The sequence below is a fragment of the Flavobacterium sp. FlaQc-47 genome, from assembly GCF_044006475.1.
Lineage (GTDB): Bacteria > Bacteroidota > Bacteroidia > Flavobacteriales > Flavobacteriaceae > Flavobacterium.
The window spans coordinates 1189818-1203783 of record NZ_JBIPCQ010000001.1 but is presented as its reverse complement, the minus strand read 5'-3'; the positions used below and the strand labels follow the sequence as shown (position 1 = coordinate 1203783).

Annotated in this window: 13 protein-coding genes and 1 tRNA gene; 7 read left to right on the top strand and 7 right to left on the bottom strand. The window is 34.1% G+C overall.

From position 1 onward, the window contains the following. Positions 1 to 15 precede the first annotated feature (15 nt). On the bottom strand, positions 16 to 420 hold the full coding sequence (locus ACHRVX_RS05035) for a hypothetical protein (protein WP_395329852.1): 405 nt from the start codon (positions 418 to 420) through the stop codon (positions 16 to 18). Between the two features lie 21 nt (positions 421 to 441). Then, positions 442 to 1308 (bottom strand): hypothetical protein, encoded by an 867-nt coding sequence (locus tag ACHRVX_RS05030; protein WP_395329850.1) that lies wholly within the window; start codon positions 1306 to 1308, stop codon positions 442 to 444. A 280-nt stretch (positions 1309 to 1588) separates the two neighbouring features. On the opposite strand from ACHRVX_RS05030, the gene ACHRVX_RS05025 reads away from it, so the two are divergent. From ACHRVX_RS05025 to ACHRVX_RS05005, 5 genes are all read left to right on the top strand, one after another. Continuing rightward, positions 1589 to 2020 (top strand): hypothetical protein, encoded by a 432-nt coding sequence (locus ACHRVX_RS05025; protein WP_395329848.1) that lies wholly within the window; start codon positions 1589 to 1591, stop codon positions 2018 to 2020. A 752-nt stretch (positions 2021 to 2772) separates the two neighbouring features. Continuing rightward, positions 2773 to 3432, top strand: a complete 660-nt coding sequence (locus tag ACHRVX_RS05020; protein WP_395329846.1) for a sensor histidine kinase — start codon at positions 2773 to 2775, stop codon at positions 3430 to 3432. Then, complete coding sequence (locus ACHRVX_RS05015) at positions 3422 to 4066, top strand: response regulator (protein WP_395329844.1); 645 nt, start codon at positions 3422 to 3424, stop codon at positions 4064 to 4066. The genes ACHRVX_RS05020 and ACHRVX_RS05015 overlap by 11 nt, the downstream gene beginning before the upstream one ends. A gap of 98 nt (positions 4067 to 4164) precedes the next feature. Next, a complete protein-coding gene (locus ACHRVX_RS05010; RefSeq protein WP_395329842.1) occupies positions 4165 to 4863 on the top strand; it encodes a DUF1826 domain-containing protein in 699 nt (232 codons plus the stop codon). Positions 4864 to 5102: 239 nt separating this feature from the next. Continuing rightward, positions 5103 to 5624 carry a hypothetical protein gene (locus tag ACHRVX_RS05005; RefSeq protein WP_395329840.1) on the top strand — a complete coding sequence of 174 codons (522 nt, stop codon included), beginning with the start codon at positions 5103 to 5105 and terminating at the stop codon, positions 5622 to 5624. A 70-nt stretch (positions 5625 to 5694) separates the two neighbouring features. Here the strand turns inward: ACHRVX_RS05005 and ACHRVX_RS05000 are convergent, their stop codons facing one another. Next, a complete protein-coding gene (locus tag ACHRVX_RS05000) occupies positions 5695 to 6099 on the bottom strand; it encodes a helix-turn-helix domain-containing protein (protein ID WP_395329838.1) in 405 nt (134 codons plus the stop codon). A 181-nt stretch (positions 6100 to 6280) separates the two neighbouring features. Here ACHRVX_RS05000 and ACHRVX_RS04995 point away from each other — a divergent pair, with 181 nt between their 5' ends. Next, positions 6281 to 6841 carry a hypothetical protein gene (locus ACHRVX_RS04995; RefSeq protein ID WP_395329836.1) on the top strand — a complete coding sequence of 187 codons (561 nt, stop codon included), beginning with the start codon at positions 6281 to 6283 and terminating at the stop codon, positions 6839 to 6841. A 399-nt stretch (positions 6842 to 7240) separates the two neighbouring features. Here the strand turns inward: ACHRVX_RS04995 and ACHRVX_RS04990 are convergent, their stop codons facing one another. Both ACHRVX_RS04990 and ACHRVX_RS04985 read right to left on the bottom strand, forming a co-directional pair. Beyond that, positions 7241 to 7651, bottom strand: a complete 411-nt coding sequence (locus ACHRVX_RS04990; protein WP_395329834.1) for a hypothetical protein — start codon at positions 7649 to 7651, stop codon at positions 7241 to 7243. 383 nt (positions 7652 to 8034) lie between these two features. Next, positions 8035 to 8108 (bottom strand) — tRNA-Arg (locus ACHRVX_RS04985). Positions 8109 to 8221: 113 nt separating this feature from the next. Between ACHRVX_RS04985 and ACHRVX_RS04980 the strand changes: the two genes are divergently transcribed. After that, positions 8222 to 8734 carry an adenine phosphoribosyltransferase gene (locus tag ACHRVX_RS04980; protein ID WP_395329832.1) on the top strand — a complete coding sequence of 171 codons (513 nt, stop codon included), beginning with the start codon at positions 8222 to 8224 and terminating at the stop codon, positions 8732 to 8734. 152 nt (positions 8735 to 8886) lie between these two features. Here the strand turns inward: ACHRVX_RS04980 and ACHRVX_RS04975 are convergent, their stop codons facing one another. Continuing rightward, complete coding sequence (locus ACHRVX_RS04975; RefSeq protein WP_395329830.1) at positions 8887 to 10311, bottom strand: SusD/RagB family nutrient-binding outer membrane lipoprotein; 1425 nt, start codon at positions 10309 to 10311, stop codon at positions 8887 to 8889. Positions 10312 to 10323: 12 nt separating this feature from the next. Next, the gene (locus ACHRVX_RS04970; RefSeq protein ID WP_395329828.1) at positions 10324 to 13524 is read right to left on the bottom strand and encodes a SusC/RagA family TonB-linked outer membrane protein; all 3201 of its coding nucleotides are present in this window, start codon (positions 13522 to 13524) and stop codon (positions 10324 to 10326) included. Positions 13525 to 13966 lie beyond the last annotated feature (442 nt).

The window sequence follows — 13966 nt, the reverse complement described above, 5'->3', positions numbered from 1 at the left end:
TTTTAAATTTAAAGGTTAATTTTTATTGAAATAATGTTTGTTATATTTCTGGATGGCAGGCTGAATATATTTATTAAAAAGAATAAAATCCGGAATACTATTGCCTGGTTTTCCGGTTCCAAAACATTCCGGGCAATCTGTATCTTCGCCAAAACATTCTGTACACGCACCAATAGCTTTTGCTAAATCATCGTTTTGATTCAACTCAAATTCCAACTGAAATTTCAGCCCCTCGATAATGGTAAAAAGCTTGTGATTAATTTTTTTTAGTTTCCTGATTTTTTCTTCAAGTTCTAAATCAACGGGAGGAATCTCTTTTTGTTCTTCCGGTTCTTTTTTGTCCATCATGGGCTGCATCATCTCAAGATATTTAGCCATTTCAGGATTATGTTCTTTTAAATATTCTATGTAAGCATCCATTAGTATAACTTTTAAGTTTTTTTATAAACTGGCAATAGAATTTTCAAGTCTGTTTATTCTGTTTGGCGTATTGGTGCCCACAAACTGACCGTATTGATCCACGTAGTAATCTTCGGTAGGAATTAATCCACCGTTGTAATATTCGTATAGAATGTTCTCTGTGAGATAGTTTACGGTTTCGATTAATTCTGCAAACGAATGGCTTTCAATGGGTGCATTTGGGCTTGCCGTTCCTAAACTTTGTTGTGCTTGTCCGGCTTGAAATTGCGGATTGTTGATTACACCTCCAAGCTGGTTGTACAATCCCTGAACCCTGCCAATATCCTGTGCTGCCTGAGGACGCAATTGTACAGGGTTATTTTGTACATATTGCTGCACTGCAGGAAGTGCTGCCCTGCCCGCATCTGCCAGATATTTTGTGGTGTTGCTCCATGCCTGACCAATTGGCGACGGATTTTGCGCCGGTCTGTAATTATTAGCAGGTCTGCGTTGTTGTTGTTGTTGTTGTGGCTGTGGACGTCTTTGCTGTTGGCGGCTGTTATCTAATGCAGTGCTGGCTGATCCCGCCAGATTACTCACTAATCCTCCTACCGCTCCACCAATTTGCGGAGCACCAAAATAAGTGCCTATCGCCGTTCCTGCTATTGGAGCAACTGCAGATACTCCTCGTAAAACTCCGGAACCAATACTGCTGGCAACATTTCCTAAACTCGACCAAAATCCCTCGGCCTCACTTTCAGACATCTGGTCAACTCTTGACAATAGTACATCCTCTAATTCATTTTCATTTAGATTTGAATATTCCGGACCTAAAACATATCTCACAGCTTCAAAATAATTGTCTTCGCTGAATGATTCTCCTTGAAAAACTTCATGATATAAACTCATAACTTTTAGTATTACAATTAATTCTTACTCTTTTAACAGGCTTTTCAGATTTCGCCTATCCATTTTGTGCACTAAAATGAACGATGTAAAATTCATTTTTTATAAAATACTATGAAACAGTGCTTTAACCCTATTTTTTGAATAAATTTACCCTACAAAAAAAGGGTATATTTCCCCTTGCCTACTTTGTAGCTTTAAAATAATTTTGACCTGAGTTTTTATTTAAAACTTTATGAAACAATACATTAACCATTAACCATTGAATTTAAATTTTAAGATTATGAAAACAGAAACAGAAAGACCGACTCAGTTAATCACTAAAAAATTCGGTCAGGAATTACACTCGAACTTTATGAGGTACAGAGCCAGCATAATTGCGAGATACATTAAAAAAGAAGATTCAAATGCTGTTTGGTTTTCTATAGAAGAACTCGAAAATTATATCCACTATATCAAAACCAAAGGGGAAAAAACAGGATATACCGTAAACGGAATCCGCTTTTATTTTGGCGTATATCCGGAAGACAAAAAATATGAGGATAAGGCGGGTTTAATGACTTTATTTTTAACAGCAACCGGCAAAAGAAAAAGAATCAATACTGCAAACGTACAGACTTTTGCTCTTGTTCGCGAAAAAGAAGACGCAGATATAGCCACTATTGAACCAATGAATTATGGCAGTATTGGAAGACCGCCTGCATTAACATATTAAAAAATTATGTTTGAATTTTTACGATTTTATATTGTCTATTTAGCTTTATTTTCCGGAAGTATCGGATTGATTTCCCTGCATAAACTTCCCGGTAAAAAGGCTAAATTGTTAGTTGCTTTAATATGGTTTTCGGCTTTGGTAGAAATAATTGGCTATCATTTTACTGAATGGACGGGCGTACTCAACTATTATGTCTTTAATTTTTACATGTTATTTAGTTTCTCCGCCTATATTTTGCTGTTAAAGAGTCTATTGGTTAATATCAAAAGCAGAACAGCCGCATCTTTAGGCCTGATCTTATTTATATTTTCATTTTTTCTAAATATTTTATTTTTTATAGATGATATCAATCATTCCTTTATTTACAGTTTTGCTATTGGCGTTCTGACAGTTATGATTTTATCTTGCTTATATTTAATCGAAATTTTTAACTCGGATAAAATATTAAATTTTAAAAAATCAGTGTTTTTTTGGTACATATTAGGCATTTTAGTTTTTCATGTACCTTTTTTACCATTTATGCTGGCTTTAAAATGGTTCCTGATCAAACAAGACGAATCCATATTTAGTTTAGTATTGTTTATTTTAAATTTTCTAACACATAGTTGTTTTATTATTGGATTTTTATGGAGCGAAAAGAGATACAACTATTAGTTATTTCATTAGGTATTGTTTTTTTTACTTTACTGGTTATTCTGCTTGTAATTTTCTTTTATTTCTTAAAGAAGAAGAATACTTATCTGGTCGAAAAAATGGAATCGGAACTTTATTTTCAATCAGAATTAGTCAAAACCCGAATTGAAATTAAGGATCAGACGTTAAGCGAAATCAGTAAGGAACTGCATGATAATATTGGGCAAATTGTATCTGTTGGTATTATGCAGCTTAATATGTACATCAATACCGGACAACCGATTCATGAAGCAGAATTGAATGACCTGAAACAAATCCTGGCGAAATCATTAGACGAAATCAGGATTTTATCCCGAATCATTAACAAGGATAACTTACTGGAAACTAATTTCATAGAAGCAATTAAACAAGATCTGGAGCGAATAAAAAAGTTGAAAAATATCCAATATAATTATAACTTTACCGGAGAAATTCCTCACATTAACGAGGAACATGATTTATTTATTTACAGGATTTTTCAGGAAGCATTGCACAATAGCCTGAAACATTCCCACAGCGATTTATTTGAAGTAAATATTACAACAACAGCGACTCTGTTTTGCTTGAAATTTAAAGATTTTGGAATTGGTTATAATATGTTTACTATAAATTCCGGAATTGGATTAAACAACATGAAATTAAGAGCTAAATTAATTGGAGCCACATTAATTATGCATTCAGACCCATCAGGAACAACCGTAACCTTAAAATATCCTTTAACCAAACCCAATGAAACCTAAAAACAAAATTATTATTGTAGATGATCATTTGCTTTTTTCCCAATCACTCCAGCTTTTGATCAATAGTTTTAAAGATTTTGAAGTAATTAATCGCTTTGAAAATGGAAAAGTATTCATTTCGTACCTGCAGGAAAATAGTGATTTAGATGTTGATTTGATATTACTTGATGTAAATATGCCAGTTCTCGATGGTGTAAGTACCATGAAATGGATTAAGGAAAACAGACCGGAACTTAAAGTTATCGCATTATCTGTAAATGATGATGAAGAGATTATCATAAAAATGCTCACTAACGGTGCCAAAGGCTATTTACTGAAAGATACCTCACCGGAAATATTTAAAGATGGTATGATTTCAGTCATTGAAAAAGGCTTTTATTTTACCGAATTAGTCTCTGGAATGCTGGTAAAAAAAGCGAATAATGAATCTACAAAAATCAATTTAAAAGACAAGGAAATCATTTTTATAAAACACGCCTGTACCGAAAAAACATACAAGGAAATCGCCTCAGAAATGTGTCTGAGCCCCAAAACAATCGACGGTTACAGGGAATGTTTATTTGATAAATTAGAAATCAAAACCAGAATAGGCTTGGTTTTATATGCTATTAAAAACAAAATTGTCTTAGTTTAAATTCACTAAAACAATTTTGTTTTAATACTTAACCTTTACTAAAATACTATTACATAATTTTGTAATGCATGAAGTGACCAGCTTCTAACTATTACACTATGAACAATACATTTTCTGACAATAGCCAAATCGCAACTGTATCTACTTTCTCTGAGCTTGTACAAACCAATTTCAAGGGCGAAATGAACGCATTATGCTGGTACCGAAACTTGGATGGGGATTTTAACGAGATTGTAGCCCGGTTATCTATAAAAGGAAATATAACCGAAGTTTATCCCGAAGATTTAATCGCGCTCCAACTATCAGAAAAAGGAAATACCGCAAGGGAAATAATCTTAAATGATATACAATTATTAACTGATTTTGGCGCTTCTCCTTCTCTTAATTTACTAAAGTGTTATGAACGTGATGATGAATTTGATTTCATATCGACTGATGTGTATTCGTTTCATGTGGATCGTTCGCCCATTGCAACCGATACTTTTTTATGTACCTATCACGGAGCGGCAAGTGATATTATTGCTAACTCGCAAGCAGAACAAAAAATCCTCATTCCGGAAATCCGAACCAAATTAAAAGAATTGCATGACGGACCAGATGAAGAATTTGAAAGCTTTCTGGAGGAAAATTATTTTGATTTGCATTATCAGCTAAATCAGGATGCAACACCCCTTAATTTAGGGTTAGGAAATCTTTGGCGACTTGCCGTAGATCATCCAAAACAACAAGTGCTGCCTTGTATTCACAGAGCGCCAATAGAAAATGAAGGAGAATATCGGTTGTTGTTGATTTGTTAAAGTGTGAACTCTGATTAGATTTGCGCAACGATAGCGCGAAAATTCTTCCGTTGCCCGTTCCTATATTAATAAAAGCTAATGTCAGGTAGATAAATTAAAAACTAGAGTTTCTTTTTTTTTAAATTTGTTAAGATGTACTTTGAGGTCACGGATTACAAATCCGCGCGATCTGGTTTAATGCTGAACCAATGAAACAGAAAACAGAGTAATATTATTCACCCTTAAATAATTAAAAATAGATGATTAAAAAAATATTACCTTTTGAAAAGTTGATTTATCGTTCTAACTTAACTAAAGAAGAACTTTTATCACATCTTCAAAATGAAATTGAAGCAGAAAAATCTTTTGGATTTGGTGCTAAAAGTTTTTCATATTCTAAACCTTATATTGGCAAAATATATAACAATTCATTTGAAATAAAAAGAGCAATAAACTACAGAAATTCATTTTTACCAGTAATACAAGGAGAAATTCAAAATGATATTAATGGTTCAAAAATAAATATAAGAATGAACCTTGTTGAAATTGTAAAAATTTTTATGATTATTTGGCTTGGAGGTGTTTTTATTGCTTGTTTAGCAACATCATATACTTTAATTTTTACAAATGACTTAAATTCCGAAAGTGGATTTTTTATGTACATTCCATTTTTCATGTTAGCACTCGGAATTCTAATGGTTTATTTTGGATTCAAAATAGAAAGCAAAAAAAGTGCAAAAGATTTAGAAGGAATTTTGAAAGCGAAAATATCAAAAACATAAAAACGCCTTTCACCACACGTTTCCAGACATCATCAGATTTAGTAAATAATAATATATCTCTTATAAAAATTTATTTGTTTAATAATTTTTCCAAGACCTTAATCTGTTCATCCTTGGCCTTCAAAAGTTCTAAATTCAATCGCTTAATTTCTTCTAAAGCTTCAATCCATCTTTCTACTGGATTTACATTGAAAGTTGGATAATAATTGTACCCATTGGATTGGTCGTTAAAAGTATTAGAAATAATATTTACCGCTTGTTCTTCATCAAAATTCCGAAAAGCTTCAACAGGAATTCTCAATGAGTTTGAGATTTGTTTCAGCAAATTATCTTCAATTACATCTTTTTGCTCCAGCATAGAAATTTTCTTTTGGTTCCATTCATTTCCCAGATCAAAAGCCAATGCTTCTTGTTTGATGCCAAGCATTTCTCTGAAGCGTTTTACGTTTCTTCCCTGATGTATTTTCTGTTCCATAATGAATATCAATTTTTCTAGATGCTCAAAGATAAAGCCATTTGCATTAAAAACCGTGATTTTCAAAGATAAAAAAACATCCTGTAAAACACCTCTTTTGCCAGATATTATATCCGATTTTCGAATAGATTACCCTTTTCAAAGAACGGAATTTCGCTTGTGAATTTTAAATCTCCTGATTATGAAAAAAAATAAAATATCATTTGAAACCAGCTTTTGCGCAGAGTTGGTGAAAGGAAATCCGTTTAAGGAATTTGATGCCTTTTTTGACTTTGCAGATCTTGATTATTACAAACACCATTTAAGCGAAGTGGTAATCTACAGCTATAAAACAAAAGTGTACGAACAGGAAAATCCTTCTAATGTTTTTGTGTTTTATACTGCCGTTTGCTCTTTTATTAAAGCTTGTTATTGCCTGCAACAGAAAAGCAAAAAATGGATAGTTACCGCGTCTTTAAACTGTGAAACAGTTTTTCATCTTTCTTCTCTCACCAAAGAAGAATACGATAATCCTTTGATTGTGTTTCAGAAAGCATTTGATGAAAAAACGCTTGAAGAATTTGAATTTTTTCTATCTGAAATCGTCCGCCTTGCATTGTCTCCGCAAGCGGGAGATCCTGACTCTGACCATGCCACATCCTATATTCATTTAATCAAAATGCTGGATGCAGTAGAATTAATGAGAGAAAGAGGTATTGAAAAAATCAAGAAAACAAACCAAATTAATCATGTAACGCAATAAATATCAAACCAAAATAGGTGGAGCTTTAGGATGATTTTACCGCAAAGTTTTTATCGTTGAGTGTATTGAAAAACACAAAGTTCGCAAAACTTTGTGTTAACCTGGCTTTGTGAACTTTGTGTTTGTATTCACCTGATCCTTTATATACTGTGTGATTTTACCGCAAAGCACGCAAAGTTTTTTATAGCAGAATGTGTTGAAAAACACAAAGTTCGCAAAGCTTTGTGTTGACCTGGCTTTGTGGACTTTGTGTTTATATTTATCCTAATTGGTAAAAAAACTTTGTGAGCTCTGCAGTATTTTTTTCTCTCCCCAATAATTAATGTGAAATGAATCTTTAGGATATTTTATATTAAAAAAAATCCTCAATCAGTAATCGATTGAGGACTAAAATAGGTTTTAATCTTTACCAGTAACTTTAATACGGATTATCGTTAGATTACCATATTTTTCGAGATCCTCTTTTGTCCATTGGTATTCGTTTCCTTTGGATCTTTGATCAAAGTGCCAATTTAGAGGTTCTTTTACATATACATGCAATCCTATAGCACTTGGATTAGTTGCTTCCTTATTTAATTCTTCTCTACTTTTAAAGCGAAAAGTAAAGTATGACGGAGAATCTACTGTTCCCAGTACAAATTTTACTTCTGGTTTTATTTCTTTCATTAAATCTTTTAAAGGTTTATTGATAAAATTTTGTTCGTTAGCCTTTAATTTATATGCGTCATTCGGAACTTGTACCAGTTGCTGTGCGTGACAGCTACTTATTATAAATGATAGGAATGCTAATAATTTGATTGTATTTTTCATGATTCTATTTGTTTTTAATTACAAGGGACAGCAATCTTCTTATTCAGATTATCTAATTTTTTTGCCTAATTCCCAACTTTTACACCTGATCCTTTATACACTGTGTGATTTTTACCGCAAAGCACGCAAATTTTTTTATCGTAGAATGTGTTGACAAACACAAAGTTCGCAAAGCTTTATGTTGAAATGACTTCGTGAACTTTGTGTTTATATTCATCCTTCTTGGTAAAAATCATTGTGCGCTTTGAGGTAATTTTTTTGGTAATTTTTTTCTCTGCACAGTTTTGAAATTGATCCGCTTTCGTATTGATTCTAATTCTATTATTCGCTAGAAATAACCATAAAAAAAATCCCATTTCGTAAGAAATGGGATTTTAGTTTTGTGACCTCGACTGGATTCAAACCAGTAACCTCTTGAGCCGTAATCAAGTGCGCTATTCAGTTGCGCCACGAGGCCTTTTGTTCTCAATAAGCTAATTTTTCGTAGCTTTGTTGAGCGCTTATTGCGGGTGCAAAGATAGAAAGAAATGTGAGATATACAAGCATAAAATAACATAAAATTAAAAAAAAATGAAGATTGAAAATTATATACGTGATATTCAGGGTTTTCCTAAAGAAGGAATTTTGTTTAAAGATATTACTCCGCTATTAAATGATCCAATTGCAAGGCAAAAATGTCTTTCCATTTTAGTTGAATCCTTAAAAGGACAAAAAATTGACAAGGTTGTTGGCGCAGAAAGTCGGGGATTTTTCTTCGGAATATTATTGGCACAGGAATTAAATGCCGGTTTTGTTCCGGTAAGAAAACCAAAAAAGCTTCCTTATGACATTATTTCGGCTTCGTATGAATTAGAATACGGCACAGATAGCCTAGAAATGCACACAGACGCAATAAAAAAAGGCGACAGGGTTTTGATCCACGACGATGTTTTGGCAACAGGCGGAACCGCTAAAGCCGTTTGTGAACTAGTAGAAAAATTAGGCGGCGAAATTGTACAATGCAATTTTTTAATGGAATTATCTTTCCTGAACGGAAGAGAAAAAATTAAAGAGTATCCCCTATTTGCTGCAATAACATATTAATACAATTTGTTCTTTTTTGAAGTTCAAATATTATAAATAGATAGAATACAAAAATCCGCAAAGTCTGAGACATTTGCGGATTTTTTTTAGAAACACCTCATTGAAGTGTTATACTTGTGCTGAGCTAAAGTTATTTTTCTTTTCAGAATAAATTATTTGGCATCAAACCAAAGTTTTGTAGTAAGCACATCTTTTCCCTGAGTCGCTATTGCAGCCTGATAACTCGTTCCGTTTAACGATTGCTCTGTACCCGGATAAAAGAAACGTGAAGGAATTTGTCCGTCTAAAACCGTAGCCGGACCTGCTTTCAAAACAGGATAATCAAGTCTTCTCCATTCTGTAAAAGCATCAAGACCTTGTCCGTAAAAAGCAATCCATTTTTGAGTACCTATTGATTTTGCATAATTTGTTGCGTCGTATTTCACAGTTGCCTGATTTAAATATGTCGCAATAGTTGTTGCATTGGTGATTCCAAATTGATTGAATGATGCCGTAATAGCACTTTTATAAAGCTGTTCTGCGTCTCCTGCAATATAACCGCGTGCTACAGCTTCGGAAAGATTAAAAAGTGTTTCAGAATAAGAAACAATGACTGCCGGCGATGTCGAAGTCAAAAAGTAAGTTCCCGGTTTTGACGTTTTAGCAAAACCCTGACTATTTGCATCACTGTTAGACAATCCATTTGCTCCACCCACATATTTACCCACAGTTGCATCTGATGGTAACTGAGCATAAACCGGTAAACGAGGATCTGCTAATTCATTTAACTTGTCAACCAATGTTTTTGAAATACGAAAATCATCACGTGTTTCAAACCACGCCGAAGCAGGATTTTGCTGAGGCGAAGCAATATAAGTAAATTGAAAAGTATCACTATTACTGCTCAATACTCCTGCTGCATCTGATGTTGCCTCAATTGCCGCTTGTTTCGCCAAGGCAGGTTCTTTATCAGAAATTCTTAAAGCAATACGCAAACGAAGCGAATTGACCAGTTTTTTCCATTTTGCAATGTCTCCTTTATAAACCAAATCACCCGTAACAGTTCCATTTGTTGTATTTAACAGTGACTGCGCTTGTTTTAAATCTTCCAGTAATCCCGTATACACTTCTTTTTGAGCATTATATGCCGGTGTTATTTTTAGGCCAGCTTCTTTATAAGGAATGCTTCCGTAAGCATCTGTCAATAATAAAAAGGTCCATGAACGCAGCGTAATTGCAATTCCTTTATAATTTGGATTTGCCTGCTCATTTGGGAAATTTATAATCGTGTTCAAATCTGTAATCAAAGTTGCGTACCCCTTATCCCACAACGTCGTGAAAGAAGCGTTTGACACATCATATCTGTCCGGTTCTGTATATTGAATTTTTGCCCAATGCTGCACAAACAACAACGACGAGTTAAAGTTATTATCTGCACCCCAATATAAGTCAGCGCCTTGTTTTAAAGTTCCTGTTAACAGGTAAGGTGCTAGTGGTGTTTCGGTTGCATTTGGATTTTTATTAATATCATCCAATGTATCATTGCATGACGTCAGTGCCAATGCAAATAAAGTTGTATATAAAAGTTTTTTTAGCATGATCTTGTGTTTTTAGAATCTTAAATTGACATTAAGGCTGAAATTTCTTGTAGTTGGCAAAGACAAACTTTCCAATCCTTGTGCGTTTCCGGTATTGAAAGCTGTTTCAGGATCAATATTAGGCGCATCTTTATAGATAAATAATAAGTTACGACCAACGGCAGTAATACTCGCTCCTTCTAATCCCAGCTTTTTAGCAAATGCTTTATTGAAGTTATACGCCAGTTTTATTTCTCTTAGTTTTACAAAAGTCGATTTGTAAATATAAGCCTCACTAATATTGTAAGATGCTTTGTAATATTCCTGTGCACTAATTACCTGATTGTTTGGAGTTCCGTCAGCATATACACCATTAAAAATCATTCCGTCATCAAATACTGGTGCTCCGCCTGGCGCAGCAGCTCCGGCAGGAAGCAACGTTTTTGTAGTTCCTGTAGTTGTAGTTGTGGTATAATAATTTAATCCGCCATTTGCTGCATCACGCCCAGGAAGCGTTTGCGCTAATACACCTGTATAATTACCGGTTCTGTTAGTTCCTGAAAAAAGCTCCCCTCCTACACTTGCATCAACAAGAAATGAAAGTTCAAGATTTTTATACGTCAATGTGTTGGTAACACCACCTATAAAGTCCGGAGTATAATGTCCTAAAACTCTTTTTACAGGATCGGCTTTTGGTAATCCGTTAGCGCCTACCACAATATTTCCGCTTGCATCACGCTCATAAGCTGTTCCGTAAAGTGCTCCGTAAGCCTGTCCTACAGATGCTAATACATCTACACCTCCAGAGGTACCAATTGTATAGTTCTGAATTTGTTTTGCATAGTCAAGAACTTCAACTTTGCTTGTATTTTTTGAATAATTCACGCCAATATTCCATTTAAAATCCTGAGTTTGAACAGGAGTTCCGTCAAATTGAATTTCGACACCATGATTGTTTACTTTACCTGCATTGATTAGTTGCGAAGTATAACCACTTCCGGCAGTCGTTTTAATTTCCAGAATCTGGTCAAAACTATTCGTGTTGTAATATGCTACATCAAAATGAAGTCTGTTTTTCCAGAAAGAAGCTTCTAAACCAACTTCTGTAGAACGTGTAGTTTCCGGTTTCAAATTCTCGTTAAGTTTCTTTTGTGAAGAAGTTTGAATAGGATTTCCGTCAAATGCAGTTTTAAAATCATAAACCGTAGACAATTGATACGGATCTGCATCATTACCAACTTCAGACCAGCCACCACGAACTTTTAAGAAATCAAGTGTATTGCTTTTTAAATTCAAAGCTTCAGATAAGATTAAACTTCCATTAACAGATGGATAAAAATAAGAACGGTTACTGCTTGGTAATGTTGATGACCAGTCATTACGCGCAGTTACGTTTAAATAGGCATAGTTTTTATATCCAAATTGTGCCGATGCGTATGCACTGTAAACTCTTAATCTTGATAAATAATTTGATGACGTTAACGGATCTCTTGAATTTGTTAAGGTATACAAATCCGGCACAGCTAAACGTGGTGCTTTTTGATAATTGTTTGCATCGCTGTGGTTACGAATATTGAATCCGGCAAGAGCATCTACAGTAAAATCATCATTCAGTTTTTTAGTATACGTAAAAATACCTTCTGTATTTTGTTCGTTTACGGTATAAGCATCTTCAGCATAAGATCCAAAAGGAGTTCCGTTTGTACCATATTTAATCTCGTATTTTCTGCGATCGTTATAATAATCAACTCCTGTACGGAATTTAAAATTAAGTCCTTCGGCAAGTTTTGCATCTAAGTGAACGTCTCCCATAAAACGGTTACGCTGCTGACTTGTAGTATTGTAATAAGCATTCCAGTACGGATTGCTGTAATAACTGTTGTTCCAGTTCACATCTCTGTTATTTCTTAACTGATTCACATCAACCTGACGTCCGAACCAAAGAAACTGAAGCATTACACCCGCAGCACGGTTTCCTGACGGACCACCCGGAAGTGCCGGAGCATCTGTAACAATATAATTACCGGTTACCCCAACTTTTATATTTTTAGAGATTTGATAATTAGTATTAATAGTGAAATTTGTTTTGTTTACTTCGCTATTAGGTACTGTCCCTGTTTGTTTTTGATTGTTTATTCCAAGGCGGAAATCTGATTTATCATCTGATTTAGCGATAGAAATACTATTATCAAAAGTAAGACCTGTATTAAAAAAGTCTTTTACATTGTCAGGATGCGCCACAAAAGGAACCGCGACGCCATTTGAACTGAATTGTGGAATAAGGCGTCCATCTAGTTTAGGTCCCCAGCTTTCATCAACTCCGTCATTAACTCCGCCTCCTTTACCATCTACATAACTGAATTTTCCGTTTGATCCTTGTCCAAAAGAATTTTGAAAACTTGGCAATGTAGCCACCTGAGAAATCGTAATTCCGGAATTGAATGTTATTCCAAGTCCTTTTTGACTTTTTCCTGATTTTGTAGTAATCAAAACAACACCATGCGCTGCACGGGATCCATAAAGAGCCGCGGCATTTGGTCCTTTTAATACCGTTAATGTTTCAATATCATTCGGGTTTAAATCGGCAATTGCATTTTTGAAATCGCGCGAAGCTACTGCTCCACCAGCGTTACTTAACTGCGAGTTATCAACCGGAACTCCATCTACCACAAATAATGGCTGGTTATTTCCCGCTATCGAAGTTTCTCCACGAATAATAATACGGGATGATCCCATATCTCCCTGAGAATTGGTAATACGTACTCCCGCCAGTTTACCGGTTAGACTATTTAAAAAGTTGGTTTCTTTTGTTTCTGCTATATCCTTATTTTTAAGGGATTGCGTCGTATAACCTAAAGATTTTTTTTCTTTTGAAATACCAAGCGCAGTCACCACAACTTCTGATAATGCATTTGGTTCTTCAGTAAGACTTACTATAATTGAATTTTCAGTCGCTACGATTTCTGCTTTTTTATATCCCAAATAACTTACTAAAAGCGTATACGGTAATTTTTGTCCTGTCTGGAAAAAAAACTTTCCGTCAAAATCTGTTACAACCCCGTGTGTAGTACCTTTTATGTTTACCGAAGCACCAATTATAGGATCCTTTGTCACAGCATCTATAACAATTCCTTCGAGTTTTGATTGTATTAAGGGTTTGGTTTCCTGAGCTTTAATCCCTACGGAAATTAACAAAATACATAATCCTATATATCTATTTAATTTTTTTTTCATTACTTTGTTTTAGTTTAATAAATAAGGCAAGCCGATAACAGATTTACTCCATTCTCGCTTTCCTTACAGAGATGCACAATTTCTTTAAGCTTCGCCATTTCTGCTCGAACAGAAATGGTTTTTTTATTTACAACACATTCGCTTTTTCATTTTTACTTTATTTTGGATTATTATTTATTTGAATTTGTCTTACAAGATTTAACCTGAAACTCTGGTTTGATCTTATAAAAAATTGGTACGAATTAGCTCTTAAAGAATTTTAAAATGATATCTATTGCGATAAAAAATTGAAAAATGTTTTTTTGTTTATTCCAATTGAAACACATCTTATAGTCATTCATCCCTTGATAATAAAGACATTTTTAAATCCTACTAATTCGGTAGAACAAAAGTAAATTAAAAATAGTAAACCCGAAATCTTAATTGTTTTTTTTGACAAGAA